This window comes from Desulfoluna spongiiphila (assembly GCF_900101345.1).
In the GTDB taxonomy this organism is placed as follows: domain Bacteria; phylum Desulfobacterota; class Desulfobacteria; order Desulfobacterales; family Desulfolunaceae; genus Desulfoluna; species Desulfoluna spongiiphila.
The window spans coordinates 599461-620356 of the sequence record NZ_FMUX01000001.1; the positions used below are offsets into that span (position 1 = coordinate 599461).

At 59.9% G+C, this 20896-nt stretch carries 20 protein-coding genes; 14 read left to right on the forward strand and 6 right to left on the reverse strand.

Annotated features, from left to right (window positions below; translation table 11 throughout):
- Positions 1-81: 81 nt before the first annotated feature.
- Positions 82-1224, reverse strand: a complete 1143-nt coding sequence (locus tag BLQ12_RS02565) for an ATP-binding protein (RefSeq protein WP_175469448.1) — start codon at positions 1222-1224, stop codon at positions 82-84.
- Positions 1225-1417: 193 nt separating this feature from the next.
- On the opposite strand from BLQ12_RS02565, the gene BLQ12_RS02570 reads away from it, so the two are divergent.
- Entirely contained in the window at positions 1418-2899 is a 1482-nt protein-coding gene (locus tag BLQ12_RS02570; RefSeq protein ID WP_092207892.1) for a sigma-54-dependent transcriptional regulator, read from the forward strand.
- 200 nt (positions 2900-3099) lie between these two features.
- Here BLQ12_RS02570 and BLQ12_RS02575 read toward each other — a convergent pair whose 3' ends face one another.
- On the reverse strand, positions 3100-3600 hold the full coding sequence (locus BLQ12_RS02575) for an acyl-CoA thioesterase (protein ID WP_092208163.1): 501 nt from the start codon (positions 3598-3600) through the stop codon (positions 3100-3102).
- A 217-nt stretch (positions 3601-3817) separates the two neighbouring features.
- On the opposite strand from BLQ12_RS02575, the gene BLQ12_RS02580 reads away from it, so the two are divergent.
- Both BLQ12_RS02580 and BLQ12_RS02585 read left to right on the forward strand, forming a co-directional pair.
- Complete coding sequence (locus tag BLQ12_RS02580; RefSeq protein ID WP_175469449.1) at positions 3818-4669, forward strand: ribonuclease H-like domain-containing protein; 852 nt, start codon at positions 3818-3820, stop codon at positions 4667-4669.
- Positions 4670-4871: 202 nt separating this feature from the next.
- Positions 4872-5159, forward strand: coding sequence for an integration host factor subunit alpha (locus tag BLQ12_RS02585; protein WP_092207896.1), 288 nt, complete (start codon positions 4872-4874; stop codon positions 5157-5159).
- A gap of 287 nt (positions 5160-5446) precedes the next feature.
- On the opposite strand, the gene BLQ12_RS02590 is transcribed toward BLQ12_RS02585, so the two are convergent.
- The 3 genes from BLQ12_RS02590 to BLQ12_RS02600 all read right to left on the reverse strand — a co-directional run bounded on the left by BLQ12_RS02590 (position 5447) and on the right by BLQ12_RS02600 (position 10727).
- Complete coding sequence (locus tag BLQ12_RS02590; RefSeq protein ID WP_092207898.1) at positions 5447-9505, reverse strand: hypothetical protein; 4059 nt, start codon at positions 9503-9505, stop codon at positions 5447-5449.
- Positions 9506-9673: 168 nt separating this feature from the next.
- Positions 9674-10402, reverse strand: coding sequence for a tRNA1(Val) (adenine(37)-N6)-methyltransferase (locus tag BLQ12_RS02595; RefSeq protein WP_175469450.1), 729 nt, complete (start codon positions 10400-10402; stop codon positions 9674-9676).
- Positions 10395-10727, reverse strand: coding sequence for a DciA family protein (locus BLQ12_RS02600; protein WP_175469451.1), 333 nt, complete (start codon positions 10725-10727; stop codon positions 10395-10397). Before BLQ12_RS02600 ends, BLQ12_RS02595 begins: the two co-directional genes overlap by 8 nt.
- A gap of 181 nt (positions 10728-10908) precedes the next feature.
- On the opposite strand from BLQ12_RS02600, the gene hflK reads away from it, so the two are divergent.
- Entirely contained in the window at positions 10909-11967 is a 1059-nt protein-coding gene (gene hflK / locus BLQ12_RS02605; RefSeq protein WP_092207904.1) for an FtsH protease activity modulator HflK, read from the forward strand.
- On the forward strand, positions 11964-12905 hold the full coding sequence (gene hflC / locus BLQ12_RS02610; protein ID WP_092207906.1) for a protease modulator HflC: 942 nt from the start codon (positions 11964-11966) through the stop codon (positions 12903-12905). Before hflK ends, hflC begins: the two co-directional genes overlap by 4 nt.
- Before the next feature lie 182 nt (positions 12906-13087).
- On the opposite strand, the gene BLQ12_RS02615 is transcribed toward hflC, so the two are convergent.
- Positions 13088-13186 carry a 30S ribosomal protein bS22 gene (locus tag BLQ12_RS02615; RefSeq protein ID WP_073474648.1) on the reverse strand — a complete coding sequence of 33 codons (99 nt, stop codon included), beginning with the start codon at positions 13184-13186 and terminating at the stop codon, positions 13088-13090.
- Positions 13187-13450: 264 nt separating this feature from the next.
- Between BLQ12_RS02615 and BLQ12_RS02620 the strand changes: the two genes are divergently transcribed.
- From BLQ12_RS02620 to pal, 9 genes are all read left to right on the forward strand, one after another.
- Complete coding sequence (locus BLQ12_RS02620) at positions 13451-13975, forward strand: hypothetical protein (protein ID WP_139163804.1); 525 nt, start codon at positions 13451-13453, stop codon at positions 13973-13975.
- 146 nt (positions 13976-14121) lie between these two features.
- Complete coding sequence (locus BLQ12_RS02625; protein ID WP_092207910.1) at positions 14122-14334, forward strand: FmdB family zinc ribbon protein; 213 nt, start codon at positions 14122-14124, stop codon at positions 14332-14334.
- Positions 14335-14601: 267 nt separating this feature from the next.
- A complete protein-coding gene (gene groES, locus BLQ12_RS02630; protein ID WP_092207912.1) occupies positions 14602-14895 on the forward strand; it encodes a co-chaperone GroES in 294 nt (97 codons plus the stop codon).
- Positions 14896-14984: 89 nt separating this feature from the next.
- Positions 14985-16637 (forward strand): chaperonin GroEL, encoded by a 1653-nt coding sequence (gene groL, locus BLQ12_RS02635; protein WP_092207914.1) that lies wholly within the window; start codon positions 14985-14987, stop codon positions 16635-16637.
- Positions 16638-16887: 250 nt separating this feature from the next.
- Positions 16888-17598 carry a protein TolQ gene (gene tolQ / locus BLQ12_RS02640; RefSeq protein WP_092207916.1) on the forward strand — a complete coding sequence of 237 codons (711 nt, stop codon included), beginning with the start codon at positions 16888-16890 and terminating at the stop codon, positions 17596-17598.
- Positions 17595-18008, forward strand: coding sequence for a protein TolR (gene tolR / locus BLQ12_RS02645; protein ID WP_092207918.1), 414 nt, complete (start codon positions 17595-17597; stop codon positions 18006-18008). The genes tolQ and tolR overlap by 4 nt, the downstream gene beginning before the upstream one ends.
- A 34-nt stretch (positions 18009-18042) precedes the next feature.
- Complete coding sequence (tolA, locus tag BLQ12_RS02650; RefSeq protein WP_092207920.1) at positions 18043-18882, forward strand: cell envelope integrity protein TolA; 840 nt, start codon at positions 18043-18045, stop codon at positions 18880-18882.
- A gap of 6 nt (positions 18883-18888) precedes the next feature.
- Positions 18889-20244 carry a Tol-Pal system beta propeller repeat protein TolB gene (gene tolB, locus BLQ12_RS02655; protein ID WP_092207921.1) on the forward strand — a complete coding sequence of 452 codons (1356 nt, stop codon included), beginning with the start codon at positions 18889-18891 and terminating at the stop codon, positions 20242-20244.
- A gap of 22 nt (positions 20245-20266) precedes the next feature.
- Positions 20267-20833, forward strand: a complete 567-nt coding sequence (pal, locus tag BLQ12_RS02660; protein ID WP_092207923.1) for a peptidoglycan-associated lipoprotein Pal — start codon at positions 20267-20269, stop codon at positions 20831-20833.
- The last annotated feature ends 63 nt before the right edge of the window (positions 20834-20896 follow it).

Consider the following 20896-nt stretch of genomic DNA (forward strand, 5'->3'; position numbering starts at 1 on the left):
GGGTTAAAGCGCTGCGGTAAGCTGCTTTCAAGGTGGCTCACCTTGCCGCCGGAGGCACGCTTTTTAAGGCAAACTGAATCGTTAGAGTCTGGTCTTCAGCCGAATCAGAAAAGCGCGGGCGCCGAAGGCGGCCACCTTGGGGCTCAGCCGGAGGAAAAGGCGGGTAAAGCTCTCCGAGGGCGGGAGGTACAAGGGGTTGGGTTCCAGGGAGATGGCCCCTTCCGGGCAGGCGGAGAGGCAGGCGGCGCAGCCGATGCACCGGGTGGGATCGTACTGGTGCTCCTTGTTTTCAATGGTGTGGGCGCGGGTGTTGCAGGCGCGCAGGCACCGGCCACAGTTCGTGCAGGCGGATACATCCACCACCGCCTTGAACCGGGGCTCGGCCATGAGGGCCATACCGCCGAAGTGGTTGATGGTCTCCAGGCCGTGGCAGCAGCAGTCGCAGCAGGTGCAGATGGCGTTGGGGCTTTCGTGGGAGACGTTGGCGGTGAGCAGCACGAGGTTTCGCTCCCAGCGTTCCCGGATCACGGCCCGCATCTCCTCGCGGGTGACGTGGTAGCCGGTGCCCTGGGGGACCACCCCTTCGGCAAAGGATCCGAAAAGCAGGCAGCCGTCCTCCACCCGGGCCCGTTTGCAGCGGCCGCCTGCAAAGGCAACGGACTGGCGGCACTGGCAGACGTTCAAAACGGCAAAGGTGTCGTGGGCGGCCAGGAGCTTTTCCACCAGGTCGGCGTCGGCCACGGTCTGCTCGTGGGACACATGCTCCTCGATGGGGATGTTGCGGATGGCAGGGGCCCGGACCCAGCCCAAGAAATCCTTCACATACCCCGTGCCGAAGAGGCGGGTGATGCGGTCCCCGAAGCCCCGGTGCATGGGGGTCTCTTTGCCGTTCATGAGAAAATACTCGAAGATGCCGGGGATCAGGGGCATCAGGGAGTACCCCGATGACCCGCCGTAGATCACCCGCCTGCCGGCAAGGCGTTCAAGGACGGGAAGGGCCTCTGCCTCGGTCATCTGTGCCCGCCGGGCCACGGCCTTGAGCTTTTTGGGCAGGTAGGAGGGAAGCCCCAGGGCCACCCGGGCCTCTTCCGGCTCAAAAAGATGGCAGACCAGGGATTGCAGCTCATCACCCATGGGAGGCCCGATGAGCCACACCGAGCTGAAACGCCGGGCCAGTTTTTTCTGGTGGATGTCGGGGGATATGTCCTCGCAAGGCATCATCATAAGGGTCTCCCAATGCATGTCTTAAGGATGGAAGGAACGCCGGGCAACAGATGCCGAGCGAAAATTTGCCTTTACTCAGGCATGGATTCAAGGGCACACTCAGATGGTTTGTGTACCATCCATATCAACCGAAATCAACGCAAGGTCATCCATGTGCCTGTCACGCACAGCCGGCGCCACCTAAGGAGAGCCCATGATCCGGCTTACCGACACCCAACGCCTCTTCTTCACCCTGGTCAGTGAAGCCATCTACGCCAACCCCTTTGCAGAGGAGCGGGAGGCCATCGACACCCGCATCGCAGGGCTTTTTCCCGGTGCCCGCGTGGAGAGCCTCATCGATGAGACCATCCGTGAGGTCAGTGCCCGGCTGGAGGCCCTTGAGCCCTCGGGACGCCCCCGCATCGACCGGGTGGATAAAAAAGACAAGAACTTGGTTGAAAACGCCCTGGTCTTCGAGTTTTTTTACCTTTTCCGGGAGCGGTTCGACGCCCTGATCCACCGGCAGGTGGAGGCAGGGGACACCTCCCTGTCGGTCCCCTTTGCCGATGAGGCCCACGCCTTTTTCCAGGCCCGGGGCTTCACCACGGATCAGTTCTGCCACTACATGGCCCTGTGTTACCAGCTCCGCCGCGCCTTTCTCCTCATCCGGGACTCCCTGGTGGGGGAGAGCCGTGCCATGCGCAACCTCCGACGCGATCTCTGGAACAACGTCTTCACCCACGACATCGGCCTGTACGCCCGCTACCTCATCAACCGCATGGAGGACTTTTCCACCCTGATCCTGGGGGAGACCGGAACGGGCAAAGGCACCGCCGCCATCGCCATCGGGCGAAGCGGCTACATCCCCTTTGACCCGGTGCGCAAAGCCTTCACCGAGAGCTTTACCCGCACCTTTGTCTCCCTGAACCTCTCCCAGTACCCGGAGACCCTGTTGGAGTCGGAGCTCTTCGGCCACAAAAAAGGCGCCTTCACAGGAGCCGTGGAGGACCACAAGGGGGTCCTGGAACGGTGCAGCCCCAACGGGGCCATCTTTTTAGACGAACTGGGGGAAATCCCCGCCCACACCCAGATCAAGCTCCTCCAGGTGCTCCAGGAGCGCCAGTTCACCCCGGTGGGGAGCCACCTCAAGACCCGGTTCAACGGCCGGGTCATCGCCGCCACCAACCGCCCCTTTGAAGAGATCACGGGCACCGGGGGGTTCCGGGACGATTTTTTCTACCGGCTCTGTTCGGACATCATCACCGTACCCCCGTTGCGGGTACGTATCGAAGAGGACCCCGAAGAGCTCACCACCCTTCTCAACCACACGGTCAAGCGCATGGTGGGCAAGGATTCCCCCGAGTACACGGACATGGTCCGGGAGGTCATCGACCGCCAGCTCGGCGCCCACTACCCCTGGCCCGGCAACGTCCGGGAGCTGGAGCAGTGCACCCGGCGTGTCCTCATCAAGAAAAGCTATCTCCTCTCCCGGAACACCGAGGAGGCCTCCCTCACCGAAGCCCTCACCCACGGCGTCCGCAACGGCGAGATGGACCTGAAATCCCTCACCTGCGGCTACTGCGCCATGCTCTACAGGCGCTACGGAACCTACGGAGACGTGGCCCGCATCACGGGCCTGGACCGACGCACCGCAAAAAAATACATCGAAGAGTTCGCCCAGGAACAAACGGGCTAAAAAAGCAGGCCTCCGGCGGCAAGGTGTGCCACCTTGAAAGCTGGTTGCGAATGCGCTTTCCCCTTCGTTCCTCAGGGAAAATCACATTCGCCATTCATTCAAGACATGGTGAGGGCACCGTGTTAAATAGCTGTTTGTCAAACCCGCTTTTATGGATCAGGCAAAAGTTTCGCCTCCTGCAGGACCGCCGGAGGTATTTTTTAGAGTCCGATCTTTTCCTGCCGGGCCAGCATGCGTTTTTTCTCTTCCAGTCGATGGGCCTTTCGGTAGCGGGCCTCTTCGTTTCGGCGCCTGTCGTCAGCGGTCTCCGCAACAATAGGGGGAAGCTGTTTCACCTTGGCGTCTTCACCATAAAGAGCCACAAAGGTCAGATAAGCACTGGCCACGTGTTTTTTCTCACCGGTCAGAAGGTTCTCCCCTTCCACCCGCACCCCGATCTCCATGGAGGTGCTCCCCACCATGTTGAGGCTCGCTTTTAAAGTAAGCAGCTCCCCGATGAACATGGGTTTGAAAAAATCCAGGCGGTCGATGGAGGCGGTGACACAGTTGGTGCGGGAGTGGCGAACGGAGACCACTCCTGCGGCGTTGTCAATGTACTTCATAATCACGCCGCCATGGACGTTTCCCGCGGGGTTGGCGTCCTGGGGCAGCATGAGATGGGAAAGGATCACACGGCTTTCTGAGACGGGGTGTCCCTGCATAACGACTCCTTGTATGGTTTATAAAAGTATGATGTTTATGGTGGGCCAACCCGTGGCTGGACCGTCACGGGCCGTCGGCCGGCTCCTCCGGAGTGAACCGGCGAAGCTGCAGCCTCAAGGGAAGCGCCCGGCAACGGCTTGGCAAGCCGTCTGCCGTCATGGCACAGGAAACATAATAACCCGGCAAGATCATTGTCAACACATTAAAGGAATTTCTGTGATTCAAAACAGTTTCATCCACATGCAGGGCGTCGGAAAAACCACCGAAGAAAAACTCTGGCAACGGGGCATCACCACCTGGTCCCTTTACGAAAAGGCCCATGAAAAAGGGGAAAAGCTCCCCATGCCCGGCACCGTGCTGCCGGGCATCAAAACCTCCCGCCGCCATTATGAAAGGGGCGATCTCCTCCATTTCCAGGGGCTGTTTCCCGCCGGTGAAGCGTGGCGCCTCCTGCCGGGATTCCAGGAGGCCACCTGCTATCTCGACATCGAAACCACGGGGGACGGTCACTGGTGCGACATCACCACCATCGCCCTGTACGACGGCAAGACCGTCCGGACCTACGTCAACGGGGAGAACCTGGCCGACTTCAAAGAGGCCATCGGCGCCTACGCCACCGTGGTGACCTACAACGGAAAATCCTTCGACATCCCCGTCATCAGGCGGGTCCTTGGGATCCCCATGGAGATGGCCCACATCGACCTGCGGTACGTCCTGGGAAGCCTGGGCATCAAAGGAGGCCTCAAGCGCTGCGAAGAGATCCTCGGCATGGGGCGCACCGACCTGGCCGGTGTGGACGGATCCTCTGCCGTGGTGATGTGGAACCGGTACAAACGCACCGGGGATCGCCGCTATCTGGAAACCCTTCTGGCCTACAACGTGGCGGACACCGTCAACATGGAGCCCCTTCTGGTGGAGGCCTGCCGCATGCGCCGGGACACCATCCCCGAGGGAGCGCGGTTTGAGCTGCCCGTGGCAGGGAGCCCTGAAACCCCTCACATTCCCGACCATGGAGTCATTGAGGAGATGCGGCAGCTTTACCGATCCTCCCACGGGAACCCATGGTAACCATTTGACATCTCCACGGCCCGTTGTCAGGTGAAGTCAGAGGGAATTGGAAAGCACGCCGACACACGCCCCAGTAAAAAAAACACGCTCCACCACCGTAACACTCTTGATTTTCATTAAAATTACCCATATAAAGAATAACTGTTTTGCACGCAACCCATGGAACATCAAGTTTTGGAAATATCTTGCGGGAGCACCGACAATGGCACTTACGAAGACTAACATTGTGGATCAAGTCCAGGAAAGCATAGGGTATTCGAGAAAACGAAGCAGTGATCTTGTGGAGACCCTGATTGAAATCATTAAAGACACCATTGGCACAGGAGAAGATGTCCTGGTCAGTGGGTTCGGAAAATTCTGCGTCAAGGAGAAGGGAGCGCGAAAAGGGCGCAACCCGGCCACAGGAGACGACATGATGCTGGAACAGCGAAAGGTCGTCACCTTCAAATGCTCATCGGTCCTTCGGGACAGAATCAACGAGCAGCGCTGAACACCCGGCGTCGTCGATTTCAAAAAAAAGCCCCCTTCGAGTCAGATCGAAGGGGGCTTTTTTTTGTAACGAATCAGCTTGTGCCTCCGGCGGCCCTGCCGGGGAATAAACGTTTAAAAAGTTTAACAAATTAGGTTCCAAAAAAGCATTTCAGGCAACGTCTTTATTAAAGGCGGATGTGATTTGACCCGAGAAACGAGGGGCAAAACGCATCCGCAACCAACTTTCAAGGTGGCACACCTTGCCGCCGGAGGCACGCTTTTTGGAACTCAATAGTTACCATTGTTTTATGGTTCAGGAGTACCCGCATCGGCAGCGGGCGTTTCCGGCTCTTTTTTGGGCTTGGGCATCCAGAACCCGCCCTCCCGGAGGGACTCTCCGGCCCAACGGATCCAGCCCACCACCTTCAGGGCAAGCCAGAGGGACCAGGCGAGCATCACCAGCCGAAAGGTCCAGACAGAAAGGGTCCAGACAGCCGGTTCGGGAAAAGCCCCGGCCACCCGGTCCACGGTCCAGTGAAGCAGGGTGGGGGTGGATCCGTTGCCTGCAATCTGCATGTCCGGAATACCCAGAAGACCAGTCTTTACCGCATCAAACAGCACCAGCCCCACCAGCACGCCCCAGGCCACCAGCCCCAGTTGCACCGCGTTGAACGCCAGGCGCTTGACCGGGCGCTTGCGGCGCCTCGCTTCCAGGGCAAAAAACCACCCGGCAGCCAGTACCACGGCGGGCAGACTGCGGGTGACGAGTCCGAGCCCCAGAAGGGCCCACTCGGTTCCGGACAGGGGGGAGAAGGGCACCCGCCCCAGGATGGCCCCCGCCAGGAGCACCAGGGCCACGATACTCCACATCAACACCGCAGGCCCCAGCGTGGGCCCTGTGGTCCAGAGAATCCAGCGGTCCCTTGAAAGATGCATGACCAGATCGATGTTGGACGCGCTGCGCCCCAGGGAAAGGTCCGGCAGGGAGGTTTTGCGGGGCACCAGAAGGCGGAGGGGAGAAAACCCTTCCGGTTCCGAGGCGCGCCAGGTCACCCGCACGTCTGCCCGCCCCGGATCCACAGGGAGCGTCAGCTTGCCCCCTGCCTCGGGAACGGGAACCGTCTCGCCGGAGACCGTCACCTCCTTGACGTGGGCGTTGAATCGGCTCGTTACCTCCACCTCCGAGCCCTTGGAGGCACGGATGGCAGCCTCTAATTCCATGCGGGTCTCCCCGTTGCCCGGCCAGAGGGAGAGCCGGGCCCGGTCCACGGTGAGGGTACGGCCCCCGGCGCCCTCAAAGCGAGACACGGAAAGGTCCACGGTCTCTCCCCGCCTGGGCAGCCACACCATCCCTTTCCTGTCGGTTCCTCCGGTGGGTGCGATGCCCTTCCAGGCCAGGTGCCAGATGGGGTCCAGATGAAGGGTCCACGCCTCCACCACGCGCCCCGTGTCCGGTGCCTTCAGGGCAAGGGGCAAGCCCGGGGGCAGCACGCTCTCCCATCGCCGCGAGGTCACCCCGGAGGCAAAGGTCACGGCAACGGAATCCCCGGTGCGCTTAACCCCCTTGAGGTCGGTACGGATCTCCTCCCCGTCCAGTAAACCAACGGACATCACCACCGGCGGGCCGGAAAGGTCGCCTCCATTGCGGGTGACGGTGGTCACCACCCGCCACTCCAGACCGAACTCCATGCGGCGCTGCACCCGGAACCAGCTGAACAGCCGCCCTTTGCCGGTGAGGGGCTTGTCAGCATCCCCTCCGGTGGCCATGCGGGTGGCCCGGATCACCCCATCCACCTGGAGGGTGTCGGTGATCCCGGAAACCTGCCAGCCGTCCGTCCCCTCCACCCGAACCGTACCCGGCGCAAGGGGGAACCGAAAGGTCCACTCCTCGGCACCGCCCTCCCCTTTGAGGACCACGGTATGAATGCCGGGGGCAACGTGCACCCAGGTCTCCCCGTCCACCTTCAGGAGGTCAAGGGTGCTCCCCCGCTCATCGGCGGCAGACGCAAGGCGCCAGCTGCCGTCCCCCGACGGGAGGGGAACGGCCACGTGGGCCTGGGCATCAACCCGGAGCACCAGAAGGGCCGGATCCGCCTCGCGTTGCGGGAGGGTCAGCGCCACCTGGGACAGGGCGGCACAGGACGGGGAACAGGGAGGCGGCTCGGTAAGCCGGGATCGAAGCTCATCAAGGAGGGGGCCCGGGGGAAAGGCATCGGCAAAGGCCACCCGGGGGCACAGGGAGAGGGTGATCCCCAGGAGCACGAGGGACACGGTCCCTTTCCCAGGGAAAAAGCCGCCTCGGCCCACGGGGGCCACGCGAAGCAGCAACAAAAAAAGCACGGCAACCCGAACCACATGGAGCCCTCGCCGAAGGGTCGGGGAAACAAGGTGCAGGGTCACGCTGTGGGCTTCGGAGGCCGGTCCGGTGACAGCGGCGACACGCAGCCAGTCCCAGGTGGGAAGGGCCGGCCCGGTCTGGGTCTCCCCCTCTTCCAGGGGCTGCGCCACCTTCGGGAGCGGCCGTTTTTTGGCCTTCGCCTTGGCAAAGGTTGATCGGGACACCACCTCATCCATCTGCACCATGGACTCCATGGGCCGGGAAGCCCCGTCCGTTTCCAGACGCTGCCCCTGATACGCCCCCCCATGCCGCAGCTCCAGCTGCGGATACAGGGCCTGGCGAAGCTGCTGGGAAGCAAAAAGCAACGAAACGGCAACAAGGGCCACGAGGACGGCTCCGTGAAGTCCCCTCACCCCCTGGCCCCACAGGCCGGCGGCCCATCCGTCTCCCCGGGCTGTCAGGCGCACCAGAGCGGTGGTGGCCAGCACCGCGGGCCAGAGAAGGGCCGGTGAAAAGGGCTCCTGCCACAAAAGGACAAGGCCGGGGACGAAAAGAATCCCCCAGATCGGCCCCCAGAGCTTAAAGGCAGCCACCCCCACCACAAGGATCAGGAAAAAATCAAGGAGGGACCAGGCATCCAGAAAAACGCGCCCAGACTCCACGGCGGCCCCGGCAACGGCCAGGATCCCCCAGCCCACGGGCAGGTGAACCACCATGGAGGTCCGATCAAAGGCAAGGTTCCAGCCCACGGGCAGGGCCAAGGAGGAGGTGTCCCTGCCCATGCGGGAGACGGCATCCATGGCCACACGCCCTTTCTGCACCTCCACGCCGAACCGGCCCTGGCCGGAGTCGGCCACCATGCGGTCCCGCCCGTCCAGGCGGATCCGGCCGGGTTCAAAGGGCCCGTCGGGCAGGGAGACAAAACGCCGGGCATTCAGCTCCCCTGAGATCCGGTCCCTCACCGTGGCCCCTCCGCCGTCAAAATCGAGCCACACCTCCCGGTCCAGGGTCAGGCGTGAGGCGCTCTTCCCCTGACCCCGCCGCACCTCGGTGACACCAAGGACATCCCCTTTTGTTGCCAGGTACGCAGGAAACCGCTTCCAGGCCTCGGGCAGACGGGTCATCTCGGGGTCCACCTGCCTCAAGCCCTCTAGGGAGACCAGCCGCATGGACGACGATCGCCTGAAGGCCCAGACCTCCTGACCGAAGGGCGCCCCAAAGGGGGCCAGGGTCGAGAGAATGCCCTCGTACACTGCCGTGACGGTCACCGTCCACTTTCCCGGTTTCACGTCCACCTCCAGGCTTCCGTCCTCTCCCATGCGGGCCGGAAGATCGCTTGAAAGGGACACGGGAGAGGTACCGACCAGGAGAATCCCGTCCAGGGTCTCCCGCCGCTTGCCCCCGGAGACGGAGAGGGTGAGACGCGTGGTGACGGTGGCGGGCAGGGCGTCGGTAAAAAGCCGCGCGACTTCCACGGAGGTCTGGTCGTTCTCCCGGGGTGCCTGCCGGGGACGACTCATCCAGAGACGGTCATCGCCGTCAATGTATGGGGCCTTCACCACGGCCCCGTCCACGGAAAGGGCAAGGGAGGCCGTGGTGGAAGGCACAGAGATGGCGTGGGGACGACGCGCCCAGGAAAACCGACCGGCAAGGGCGTGGGTCCCGGCCTCAAGGTAGATGCGGGGCCTGCCGCCCGAAAGGGCGACGGCAACCGGGGCACCGCCTGCCGTCACCGTATGGGGCCTTAAGCTTGCGTCCCCGGGGAGCGCCACGAACCCGTCGGCAAAAAGGGTCACCTCCTGGCGAAATCGCCCCGAGTCCTGCTCCGCCACCAGGTGGAGGGTCCCCGGCCAGAGGCACTGGAACCGGCTGTGGTCCCCGTTCAGGCTGGGACAGGCCACCATCTCATGGCCGTGCATGACCCACCCCTGCCAGGCCGTCAGGGGTTCCGGGACCGTCACCTCATCCGAAGCCCAGCCTGTCGCGCTCGCCAGTAAAACGAAAAAAACCGTCAGAAACCGTTTCATCCCCATCTCCTTGAGAGCTGAGTGCACGTGCCCGCTGTCCCGCCCACAACCGCCTTGCGTGGGTACGGAGTCCGAGCCCTGTTGATCACGCCCTTTTGTCAATCAGGTAACAGCATGGCCCCGGCAGGGCCAGAGGTTCAAAGCGAAAATCCATCGCCATCAACCATCCTATTTTTTAAACATTTTATCAACCTCATCCGTCATCGATCCATCGTTCTCATGGACCGTCAGGGGAGGCAGGGTGAGAAGGGGTGCGGGGGTCCTGCCAAAGGAAAGGAGCAGGCGTTTGGGGGGAGCACCGGCATGGGAGCAGACCATGCGAAGGCGCCGGGGGTAGAGTTTTTTTTGCTGTGCAGCCGCCAGCACCTCCTCGCATCGATCCGCCGGATAGACCAGGTGGAAGGTCCCGGTGGGGGACAGGTTGAGGGCGGCGGCATCCAGGAGCTGAGAAAGGGAGAGACTCACCTCATGGCGGGCGATGGCCTTCTGGTCCAAGGGGTTGAGTCGGCCCCGGCCCAGGGGGGTGTAGGGAGGGTTGCTGATCACCAGGTCAAAGGGCCCGCCGGGATAGGGTTCCCGGCACTGGCGCATGTCCGCGCGCTGGATGGTGGCCCTGTCAGAGGCGCCGTTTTCCATGACGTTTCTCTCGGCAAGGCGCGCCAAAGGGACCTGAAGCTCCACCCCCACCAGCGTTGTCAGGCCGGGATGGCGACGGGCCAGCACCAGGGGCATGACCCCGCAGCCGCACCCCAGGTCCAGAAGCGAATCAGCGCCTTCGGCCTCCACAAAATGGGCAAGAAGCACCGAGTCTACGGAAAACCGGTACCCTTTCTTCTCCTGCATCAGGACAAGGTCGCCGTCAAAGAGGGTGTCTGCGGTGAGCTCGGGCTCAACCACGCCCGTCCTCCTCCACATGGCCGATGGAAAACCGGATCTCACGGAGGGTATCCTCTCCGAGCTGGGTGTTGATCCGCGCCATGATCTCGTCTTTCATCATGGAGAGGTGGTGGATCCAGACGGAACTGTCCACGGTCACGAGGAGCAGGGCCCCTTTAAACGCTTTGGGGCGGGTGTGGCGAGCCACCTCCTCGCCCACGGCCTCGGTCCAGGTCTTCCAAAGGGAGAGCAGCTCAAGGTCCGCACGCCCTGCAAGGGTACCCATATGTTTTGACAGGATATCACCGACATGGGTGGCTCCGTCTTTTTTTTCACGTCTCTTCATAGCCCGAAGATTCACCACACCTGCCATGACCTGTCAACCTCTAGCGTGGCCCCTGTCGCAACTTTATGCGAGTTTCCACTTTGATCCTTGAAACTTTTCCCGTATTTTATTAGATTTTTAACAGTGTGCCATAGGTACGGGACCCATCACGAATCTGCAATCACAAACCACAGGAACCACTATGAATTGGGACTGGGACAAACTCAGAGAACAACAGGGACAGAAAAAACCCTTCGGAGGCGGCGGAGGATCGGGCGGCGACGGCCCCACCCCCCCGCAGTTGGACGACCTGATGAATCAGTTTAAGAACTTCAGGCTCCCCGGCGGACTGATCCTCATCGTTCTTTTTCTACTTTTTTTCGGCAAATCCATGATCTACACCGTCGGTGTAGGTGAAGTGGGCATCATCCAGCAGTTTGGCAAGTACTCCCGCCAGACCCTGCCGGGTCTCCACTTCAAGTTGCCCATCGGCATCGAAAAACTCACCAAAGTCAACGTGGACATCATCCGCAAGGAGGAGTTCGGCATCACCGAGAACCAGTATTCCGCTCGGACCACCCAGGCCCCCAGGGATGACGTCTCCCTGATGCTCACAGGGGACCTCAACGTCGGTCTGGTGCCCTGGCTGGTGCAATACCGCATCGAAGACCCGGTGAAGTACCTCTTTGAGGTGGAATCCCCTGAAAACCTGTTGCGCGATATGGCCGAGGCCTCCATGCGCCTGGTTGTGGGGGACCGCACCATCAACGAGGTGATCATCAAGCGTGACGAGATCGCCATGGCCGCCAAGGAGATCCTCCAGAAGGAGCTCAACGAGGCCCAAACCGGTATCAAGGTTTCCACCATTGAAATGAAAAAGACCAACGTCCCCGGCCCCGTGCAGCCCTCCTTCAACGAAGTGAACAGGGCCCAGCAGGAGAAGGAGACCATGATCTACAAAGCACGGGAAGCCTACAACACGGCCATCCCCGCCGCGCGCGGCGAAGCCGAACGCACCATCCGTGCAGCCGAGGGCTACGCCCTGGACCGCATCAACCGTGCCAAGGGTGACGCCTCCCGGTTCCTCTCCCTTTACGAAGAGTACGCCAAGGCCAAGGAGATCACCAGCCGCCGCATCTACTTAGAAAGAATGGCTGAAATCCTGCCCAAGCTCGGCCGGAAGTACATTGTGGACGAAAAACAGCAGAATATGCTTCCCCTGCTGAACCTGGGACCGGGCAAGGAGGCGATCGCCAAATGAAAACAACCGCACTTTCAACCCTGATTCTTGTCTTTGCGGCCGTTGCCGTACTGGTCATGTCAGCGTACACCGTGGACGAAACCGAGCAGGTGGTCATCACCCGTTTCGGCAAGGTCATCGGCGAGCCGGTTAAAGACGCCGGGCTTCATTTCAAGGTTCCCATGGTGGACCAGGTGAACCCCTTCCCCAAAAACCTTCAGGAGTGGGACGGCGAAAGCGGAGAGATCCCCACCCTCAACAAAACCTACATCCTGGTGGACACCTTTGCCCGCTGGCACGTGGTGGACCCGGTCCTGTTTTTCCAGACCTGCCGGGATATGCGCGGGGCCCTCATCCGCATTGGTGACATCATCGACCCGGCGGTGAAAAACGCCATCGCCTCCTACGACCTCATTGAATCGGTCCGGAACTCCGACCGCCTCGTCAACGTTGACGACCCCATCTTCGGGGTCACCGGAGACGCGGCCAAGGAGAATCAGACCATCAAGGCAGGCCGCACGGTCATCACGCGGCAGATCATGGACAACGCCGGTGAGAAGCTCAAGAGTTTCGGCATCAAGTTGGTGGACGTCAAGCTCAAGCGCCTCAACTACCGGGACGATGTCCGAAGCTCCGTCTACGACCGCATGATCGCCGAGCGTACCCAGATTGTGGAGAAATTCCGATCGGAAGGCCGCGGCGAAGCCCAGAAGATCAAGGGTGAGATGGAAAAGGAACTCAAGAAGATCCAGTCCGAGGCCTATCGAACCGCCCAGGAGCTCAAAGGTAAGGCCGATGCGGAGCTTACCCGCATCTACGCCGACGCCTACGGACGGGACCCGGAGTTCTACTCCTTCACCAAGTCCCTGGAGGTGTACGGCACCGCCCTGAACAAGGAGAGCACCCTGGTGCTCTCCACCGACTCCGAGTTTCTCAAGTACCTGAAAGAGAGACGCTAACGATAAAGGGCGCCGAAACACGGCGCCCTATACCGACAGCAGGTCCGGGGCGCGGCCTGAAAAAGGGCCGTGCCCCCACTCGCGCTTACCAGACCGGACCTGCCCGGTTGGCGGAAACAAAAAAAGCACCTGAGCGCAAGCGCCGGTGCTTTTTCTGTTTCATCAAAATCGGGATAGAAACCCTATTTACCCTTGCGTCGCTGATGACGAGTTCGGGCCAACAGTTTTCTATGCTTGTGCTTGCGCATTTTCTTGCGCCTTTTTTTAATTACGCTACCCAACAGACCACCTCCGTTCATAGAGATATTTTATGCAATCATAATCACATTGAATGTGTTTTCGGTAACCACCGGCGAAACAAACCGAAATAGACAACCACTCGGTCAGGTACACGAAAAGAGCGTCTCTTCTACAATGCGTTCACCCTGGGGCTAACCCCGGGAAAGCATGCAACTTCTTTACCTTTTCACCATTCTACGGCGTTACACAAAACAAGAAATTACCACCTTTACCCCCATTTTGTCCACATGTTTTTCCAGGAGCCCATGCAACGACACCTTTTCAACAGCGATGAACTCACCCTGGTGAACCAGGCCGTTTCCGTCTCCGAAGAGCTGGTGAGCGATCACTACAAAATTTCGGAAAGCCAGTGGCTTAGAAACCGGTTCGACGTCAAGACCGGCAGGGACCTGACCCCCTTGGAGCGCGTCAACCACGACGTCTTCGCCCAGGTCATCCGCTACCGGGGCATCCCCTCCCCCAACGCCGGAGCCCCGAGGGAATTCGACCTGTACATGATCTGCCTTCAGGACCACGCCATTTTAAAAGAGGTTCAGACCAACGCCGATGTGTCCATCTACCCCTTCCTCTGCTACATCTTTGTCCATGAGCTGGTCCACATCATCCGTTTCGGACGCTTCCTCCAGAGCTTTACCATACCGGACACCCAACGGGAGCCCGAGGAGAAACTCGTCCATGACCGAACCCGGGAAATCCTCTCCGGCACGCGCCTTCCCGGCGTGGAGAAGATTATTTCCCAGCGCTGGGCCATCCGCCACTGCAGCAAATAAGAGGGGCCATGGCCGTTTGATTTTTTTTAAACGGGTTTCTTGACAAGCGTTTTATCCTGATTATATTTCAGACGTTCAAACGCACAGATCCCAGGCGTCAATGCCTTTGAGATCTGATTCTTAGAAGCGACCAGGAGGTAACCATCATGCCGATTTATGAGTATGAATGCACCGAATGCGGTGAAGTGGAAGAGGCGGTCCAGAAAATGACCGACCCGCCCCTTACCCGGTGCAAAAAATGCTCCGGACCACTCCGCAAACTGATCTCCCACAGCTCCTTCCACTTAAAGGGTGGGGGGTGGTATTCCGATGCCTACAGCAGTCCGGGGAGCGGTTCCAAGACATCCGGCGGCTCTTAGGCCGGCCGGGCTTCAACCAAGGCGCCACGCCTGAATTCCAGGCCCTGACGCAACCATGATGCACTCGCAAGACGTCACACCGTAAAAACACCCTGCACCGACGCATGGGACAGCACCCGGCCCCACGGGTCATACTGCAGATGTTTTTCGGGATCTCTTTCGAAGCCGTGGCATATAACGTTGTTTTTTAATTAACCAGACATTTTCTTCTTCAAATAAACATCTTACACCATTTACGTGGATACAGTGCAAAGGAGAACAGGAATTATGAAAATCAGACCGTTACAGGACCGAGTATTGGTAGAACGTCTGGAAGAGCAAACCACCACCAAAGGTGGCATCATCATCCCCGACACCGCCAAAGAGAAGCCCGCAGAAGGGCGCATCGTGGCCGCAGGCCAGGGTAAAACCAAAGAAGACGGCAGCCTCATTCCCATGGAATTGAAAGTCGGCGACCGTGTCCTCTTCAGCAAGTACGCCGGAAGCGAAGTAAAATTCGACGGCAACGACTTCCTCATCATGGGTCAGGACGACATCCTCTGCGTTGTCGACGAAGCCTAAGACCCGTTTGCAATCCACGACCTGTCTGTAAATGATATTCTAACGACCTGAACTCAACATTTTCAACATACACGGAGGTTCGGTGAACCATGGCTAAACAGATTATTTACGATGCAAAAGCACGCGAAAAAATGCTGACCGGCGTTAAAACCCTTGCTGACGCAGTCGTCGTTACCTTAGGTCCCAAAGGCCGCAACGTTGTCATCGACAAATCCTGGGGCTCCCCCACAGTCACCAAGGACGGCGTCACCGTCGCCAAAGAGATCGAGCTCGAAGACAAATTCGAAAACATGGGTGCCCAGATGGTCAAGGAAGTCTCTTCCAAGACCAGCGACACCGCAGGCGACGGCACCACCACCGCTACCGTTCTTGCCCGTGCCATCTATGAAGAAGGCCAGCGCCTCGTGGTTGCCGGCAACAACCCCATGAGCATCAAGCGCGGCATCGATAAAGCCATCGAAACCGTAGTTAAAGAGCTCGTCAAGGTCTCCAAGCCCACCAAAGACCAGAACGAAATCGCCCAGGTCGGTACCATCTCCGCCAACAGCGACACCACCATCGGCAACATCATCGCCGAAGCCATGAGCAAGGTTGGTAAAGAAGGGGTCATCACCGTTGAGGAAGCCAAGTCCATGGACACCACTCTGGACGTGGTTGAGGGCATGCAGTTTGACCGCGGCTACCTCTCCCCCTACTTCGTCACCGAAACCGAGAAAATGGTCTGCTCCCTCAACGACCCCTTCATCCTCCTCTGCGAGAAGAAGGTGTCCAGCATGAAAGACCTTCTCCCCATCCTTGAGCAGGTTGCCAAAACCGGCAAGCCCCTTCTCATCATTGCCGAAGACGTTGACGGCGAAGCCCTGGCCACCCTCGTGGTCAACAAGCTCCGCGGTACCCTCAATGTCTCCGCCGTCAAAGCCCCCGGCTTCGGCGACCGTCGCAAGGCCATGCTCGAAGACATCGCTGTCCTCACCGGCGGCCAGGTGATCTCCGAAGACCTCGGCGTGAAGCTCGACAGCATCACCCTCGAAGACCTCGGCAAAGCCAAGAGCGTTGTCATCGACAAGGACAACTCCACCATCGTGGACGGTGCCGGTTCCCGTACCGCCCTGGAAGCCCGCGTCAAGATGATCCGCGCCCAGGCTGACGAGTCCACCAGCGAGTACGACCGTGAGAAGCTCCAGGAGCGTCTGGCCAAGCTCATCGGCGGCGTAGCTGTTATCAGCGTCGGTGCAGCCACCGAGACCGAGATGAAAGAGAAGAAAGCCCGCGTGGAAGATGCACTTAACGCCACCCGTGCTGCTGTTGAAGAGGGCATCGTCCCCGGCGGCGGCGTGGCTCTGGTTCGCTGCATCGAAGCCCTGGCCAAGCTGAAAGTGAAGGCCGAAGAGAAAATGGGCGTAAAGGTCATTATGCGCGCCATGGAAGAGCCCCTTCGCATGATCGCCAACAATGCCGGTGTCGAAGGCTCTGTTGTCCTTGAAAAAGTGAAGAACAGCGAAGGCTCCTTCGGCTACAACGCAGCCGCAGACGTCTACGAAGACCTGCTTGAAGCCGGCGTCATCGACCCCACCAAGGTGGTTCGTCTCGCCCTTCAGAATGCAGCGTCTGTTGCCTCCGTCATGATCACCACCGAAGCCATGATCGCAGACCTTCCTGCCAAGGATGAGCCTGCCATGCCCGCCGGCGCCCCCGGCATGGGCGGTATGGGTGGCATGGGCGGCATGGGCGGCATGATGTAAGACCGCTTCGGTGAAGGCGCCGTCAGGTGCCTTCCCGAGCCCTTGAGTTCCTCCCCTTTGCCCTTCGGGGCAAAGGGGATTTTTTATATGCTTTCAATAGGTTGCCCGACTTTGCCCTCCGCGCAGCCCCTCATCTCCAGCCTTGACACCCTGCCCCGGCTTGTATAGATTAACGTGAAACAGCGGCCCAGCGGTCGTTTCGCACGTTCTTGACACCTCCTTTTTTTTGCCCAACACGGAGACGGCACACATGGCCAACGAGTCTTTAGGTATTTTTCAGATGATCAGCGGGGCCGGCCCCATGGTCAAACTGGTCCTCTTAACACTCCTCTTCTTTTCTGTGACATCCTGGACCATCATCATCCTGAAATTCAGAACCATCCGGCGCGCCCACAAAGAGTCCCTGATCTTTGTGGAGACCTTCTGGAAAAGCAAAAACCTCTCCGACGCCTACTCCCTGGCCAAGGAGCTCAGCTACAGCTCCATCGGCAAGGTCTTCCGCACCGCTTACAGCGAGCTGAAAAAACTCTCCAGCGCAGGCATCGGCGCTTCAAGCGAGGTCGGCATCGTCATGGGGGGCAACGGCATCGACAACGTCCGGCGTACCCTGCGCCGTGCAACCTCCCAGGAGGTCACCCGCCTCATGCAGCTCACCCCGTTTCTTGCCACGGCCGGCAGCACGGCCCCCTTCATCGGCCTCTTCGGAACGGTCTGGGGCATCATGAACTCCTTTCAGGGCATCGCCTACAAGGGCTCCGCCAACCTGGCCGTTGTGGCACCGGGCATCGCGGAAGCCCTCATCGCCACCGCCGTGGGCCTCATGGTGGCCATTCCGTCGGTCATCGCCTACAACTATTTTGCCCAGCGCATCCGCATCATCGAGGTGGAGCTCAACAACTTCTCCTCCGACTTTTTAAACATCGTCGAACGGGACATCCTGCGCAAAGGAAACGGAAAATGATCTCTGGCGGCAACGACAACGAGCTGATGAGCGAGATCAACGTCACCCCCTTTGTGGACGTGATGCTGGTGCTTCTCATCATCTTTATGGTGGCAGCCCCCATGATGACCCAGGGGGTGGATGTGTCCCTGCCCGAGGCAGCGGCAGGCTCCCTTGCCCGGGATGACGACGAGCCCTTTTACGTCACCATCAAAGGCGGCGGCGAGATCTTCATCAACGATTTTCCCGTGGACTCGGACAGGCTCCGGCCCAAGCTCACCGCCCTGCTCAAGGAGCGGCCCGGAACCCGAGTCTTCCTGCGGGCCGACAAGTCCATCAGTTACGGCACGGTGGTTCGGACCATGGCCGAAATCAAGGGCGCCGGCGTGGAAAAATTAGGCATGGTAACGGAGCCCCTTGAAACCAAGTAATGATCAGCCCAGGTCCGAAACGAAGACGCCTCACATGACCCCTGCGCCCAGACATCACCAGACCGGCGGCGATGAAAACCGCCTGCTCACCCTTGCCGTGATCATCTCACTCACCGGACACGTCCTGCTGTTCACCCTCTCCCACGTCTTTACCACCAGCGGGTACAAGCCCCACAAAACACCGCGCTCCATCGACGTGGACCTGGTGCAGACCGAGCTGCCCAAAAAGAAGACGACCAAGGCACCGGACGCCCGGAAGCAGTCGCAGCCCGCCAGCGCCAAACCGGAGCAGGCCACCGCACCGGCCAAAAAAGCCACCCGCAAAAAGAGCGCCAAAAAAGTACAGGCCCCCACCACCAAAACGATCTCCGGCAAAAAGTCGGTCAAACGCAAGCGAAAGGTGATCACCCCGGACGACCTGGTGAAAAACGCCCTTCAAAAAATGGCCCGGGAGACATCCAAACCGGAGCCCCTGTCCGAGCGCTTGAACCGCCTGAAAAAAGAGGTGGCCGACACCAAGGCTCCCCCGGCTGCATCCGCCGAGGGCACCGCCACGGGTGAGCCCACCACCACCCAGATCTCCATCAAAGAGCGTTACTACCGAACCATTGAGGTCATCATCCGGAAAAACTGGGCCTACCCCGTCCAGATGGCCGGCACAAGCGCCACGCTCAAAACCCAGGTTTTCTTCACCGTGATGCCCGACGGCTCGGTGCGCGACGTCTGGGTCTCCCAGCGATCCGGCAATGCCAGCTTCGACCGCTCCGCCTTGAGCGCCGTTCACAAATCCACCCCCCTGCCGCCTTATCCGGCCGGGATCAACGATCGAAAGCTTCCCTTTGTCGTCGACTTTGACATCAGCGAACTTTTGTAGGTAGCCATGCAGACATTATTTAAAACCCTTGCACGCCCCCTTCTTCTTTTCATCGTCCTTCTTCTGGCCGCCGCCCCGGCCCAGGCCGAGGAGCGGGTTCGCCTGAGGGTCACCAACCCCTTTGAAAACAAAACCCCTGTTGCCGTCCCGGCCTTCCGGGCCACGGGGGCATCGGACCGTGAGGCGGCACTGGCCGAAGAGGCCGTGGCCCTTCTCCAGAAGACCCTTGCCTTTACCGGGTATTTTCGCATGGTGAGCTCCGACGCCTTTCTGGAGGAGCCCTCAAAAACCGGCATCACCGAACAGGACATCCACTTTGACAGGTGGCGTTCCTCCGGTGCCGAGCTCCTTGTCACCGGCAGCCTCACCGTCAGTTCCCAGGCCATCATCGGCGATTTCTATCTCTACGACATCTTCCGCCAGAAGAGCCTCTTCGGGGTCCGTTTCCGAGGTGCCGGCACCCCGGAAGAGACCCTGCGCCCCCTGATCCTGAAGCTCGCCGACAAAATCATGGTCACCTACTCGGGCAAACACGGCTTCTTCAACAGCCGCATCGCCTTTGTCTCCACGGGGACCACGGGCATCAAGGAGATCTGGGCCAGTGCCTTTGACGGTCACGCCCCCGTCCAGATCTCCCGAAACAACGCCATCACCCTGACCCCAAGCTGGTCTCCGGACGGGTCGACCCTGGCCTACACCTCCTATGTTCACGAAAAACCCGATATTTTCATCCAGGGATCCTGGCCCGGGGCCCGGCGTGATCTTGTGACGGCTAAGGGCACAACAAACATCACGCCGACGTGGCTTCCCGGGGGAAAAACCATGGCGGCGTCGTTGACAATTGACGGGGATCAAGCGATTTATCTGTTGACCCAAAAGGGTAAAATACGTAAAAGGTTAACAAGAAAGTGGAGCAAATGGGGAATTGACGTGTCTCCGGTATTTTCCCCGTCAGGCGACAGGATGGCCTTTGTATCCAAGAGATCGGGCTCACCCCAGATTTATATCAAACACCTGGCCACCGGCCGCATCGAACGCCTCACTTTTGACGGAAAATACAACACGAGCCCAGCCTGGTCACCTGCAGGGGACCAGATTGCATATGCCGGATCCAGAAACGGTCATTTTGATGTGTTTGTCATCAATGTCCGCGGTGGACGCCCCATGCAGCTCACCTTTGACTCCGGGGACAACGAGACCCCGTCCTGGTCGCCCGATGGCAGCCTGATTGTTTTCTCCTCGAACAGGAGAGGCAGATCATCCATTTATGTCATGAACGCATACGGCACAGATCAACGGCAACTCGTATCACTGCCCGGTGAACAGACCGCCCCGGTGTGGTCTCCCAATTTAACCCAATGAAACTTGTTGACGAGGAGGAATGATGGGAAAAAACTGGAGAGGAAGCTTAGCGCTCATTACCGTGCTGCTCACCATGCTGGTGGCAGTATCGTGCTCCCAAAAACCCGTAGAAACCGACCCCACCACTGACGCCGCTGCCCAGGAGGCCATGACCGACGAGGCCGCCGACGCCACAGCCGCTGCTGATGACGCCGCCATGATCGCTGAAGAAGAGCTCATGAAAAAAGAGGCGGCCGCAAGGGCCGAGGCGCGCAGTGCCTTTGAGAACACCAATATCTTTTTCAACTATGACAGCTCTGCCGTTCAGGACTCCGAGATCGCAGCCCTTGAAGCCAAGGCCGAGTGGCTCAAAGAGAACCCCGGTGTCCGCATCACCATCGAAGGACACTGCGACGACCGCGGAACCACCGATTACAACCTCGCCCTGGGCGACCGCCGTGCCGCACGCGTCAAAGCTTTCCTTGAAAGCCTCGGCGTGGACGCAGACCGCATGGTCACCGTCAGCTACGGCGAAGAACGCCCCGCAGACCCGGCGGCCAACGAAAGCGCCTGGGCCAAGAACAGGCGTGCTGAGTTCGTTATCCGCTAAGGCCTGCCCGCGCCCTTAAAAGCCGGGCGGCACCATGGATAAACATGTCACCGAAGGGCGTCT

Coding starts and splice junctions, on each gene's coding strand:
- BLQ12_RS02565 (WP_175469448.1), bottom strand. CDS start 1,224: ATGATGATGCCTTGCGAGGACATATCCCCCGACATCCACCAGAAAAAA.
- BLQ12_RS02570 (WP_092207892.1), top strand. CDS start 1,418: ATGATCCGGCTTACCGACACCCAACGCCTCTTCTTCACCCTGGTCAGT.
- BLQ12_RS02575 (WP_092208163.1), bottom strand. CDS start 3,600: ATGCAGGGACACCCCGTCTCAGAAAGCCGTGTGATCCTTTCCCATCTC.
- BLQ12_RS02585 (WP_092207896.1), top strand. CDS start 4,872: ATGGCACTTACGAAGACTAACATTGTGGATCAAGTCCAGGAAAGCATA.
- BLQ12_RS02590 (WP_092207898.1), bottom strand. CDS start 9,505: ATGAAACGGTTTCTGACGGTTTTTTTCGTTTTACTGGCGAGCGCGACA.
- BLQ12_RS02600 (WP_175469451.1), bottom strand. CDS start 10,727: ATGAAGAGACGTGAAAAAAAAGACGGAGCCACCCATGTCGGTGATATC.
- hflK (WP_092207904.1), top strand. CDS start 10,909: ATGAATTGGGACTGGGACAAACTCAGAGAACAACAGGGACAGAAAAAA.
- hflC (WP_092207906.1), top strand. CDS start 11,964: ATGAAAACAACCGCACTTTCAACCCTGATTCTTGTCTTTGCGGCCGTT.
- BLQ12_RS02620 (WP_139163804.1), top strand. CDS start 13,451: ATGCAACGACACCTTTTCAACAGCGATGAACTCACCCTGGTGAACCAG.
- BLQ12_RS02625 (WP_092207910.1), top strand. CDS start 14,122: ATGCCGATTTATGAGTATGAATGCACCGAATGCGGTGAAGTGGAAGAG.
- groES (WP_092207912.1), top strand. CDS start 14,602: ATGAAAATCAGACCGTTACAGGACCGAGTATTGGTAGAACGTCTGGAA.
- groL (WP_092207914.1), top strand. CDS start 14,985: ATGGCTAAACAGATTATTTACGATGCAAAAGCACGCGAAAAAATGCTG.
- tolQ (WP_092207916.1), top strand. CDS start 16,888: ATGGCCAACGAGTCTTTAGGTATTTTTCAGATGATCAGCGGGGCCGGC.
- tolR (WP_092207918.1), top strand. CDS start 17,595: ATGATCTCTGGCGGCAACGACAACGAGCTGATGAGCGAGATCAACGTC.
- tolA (WP_092207920.1), top strand. CDS start 18,043: ATGACCCCTGCGCCCAGACATCACCAGACCGGCGGCGATGAAAACCGC.
- tolB (WP_092207921.1), top strand. CDS start 18,889: ATGCAGACATTATTTAAAACCCTTGCACGCCCCCTTCTTCTTTTCATC.
- pal (WP_092207923.1), top strand. CDS start 20,267: ATGGGAAAAAACTGGAGAGGAAGCTTAGCGCTCATTACCGTGCTGCTC.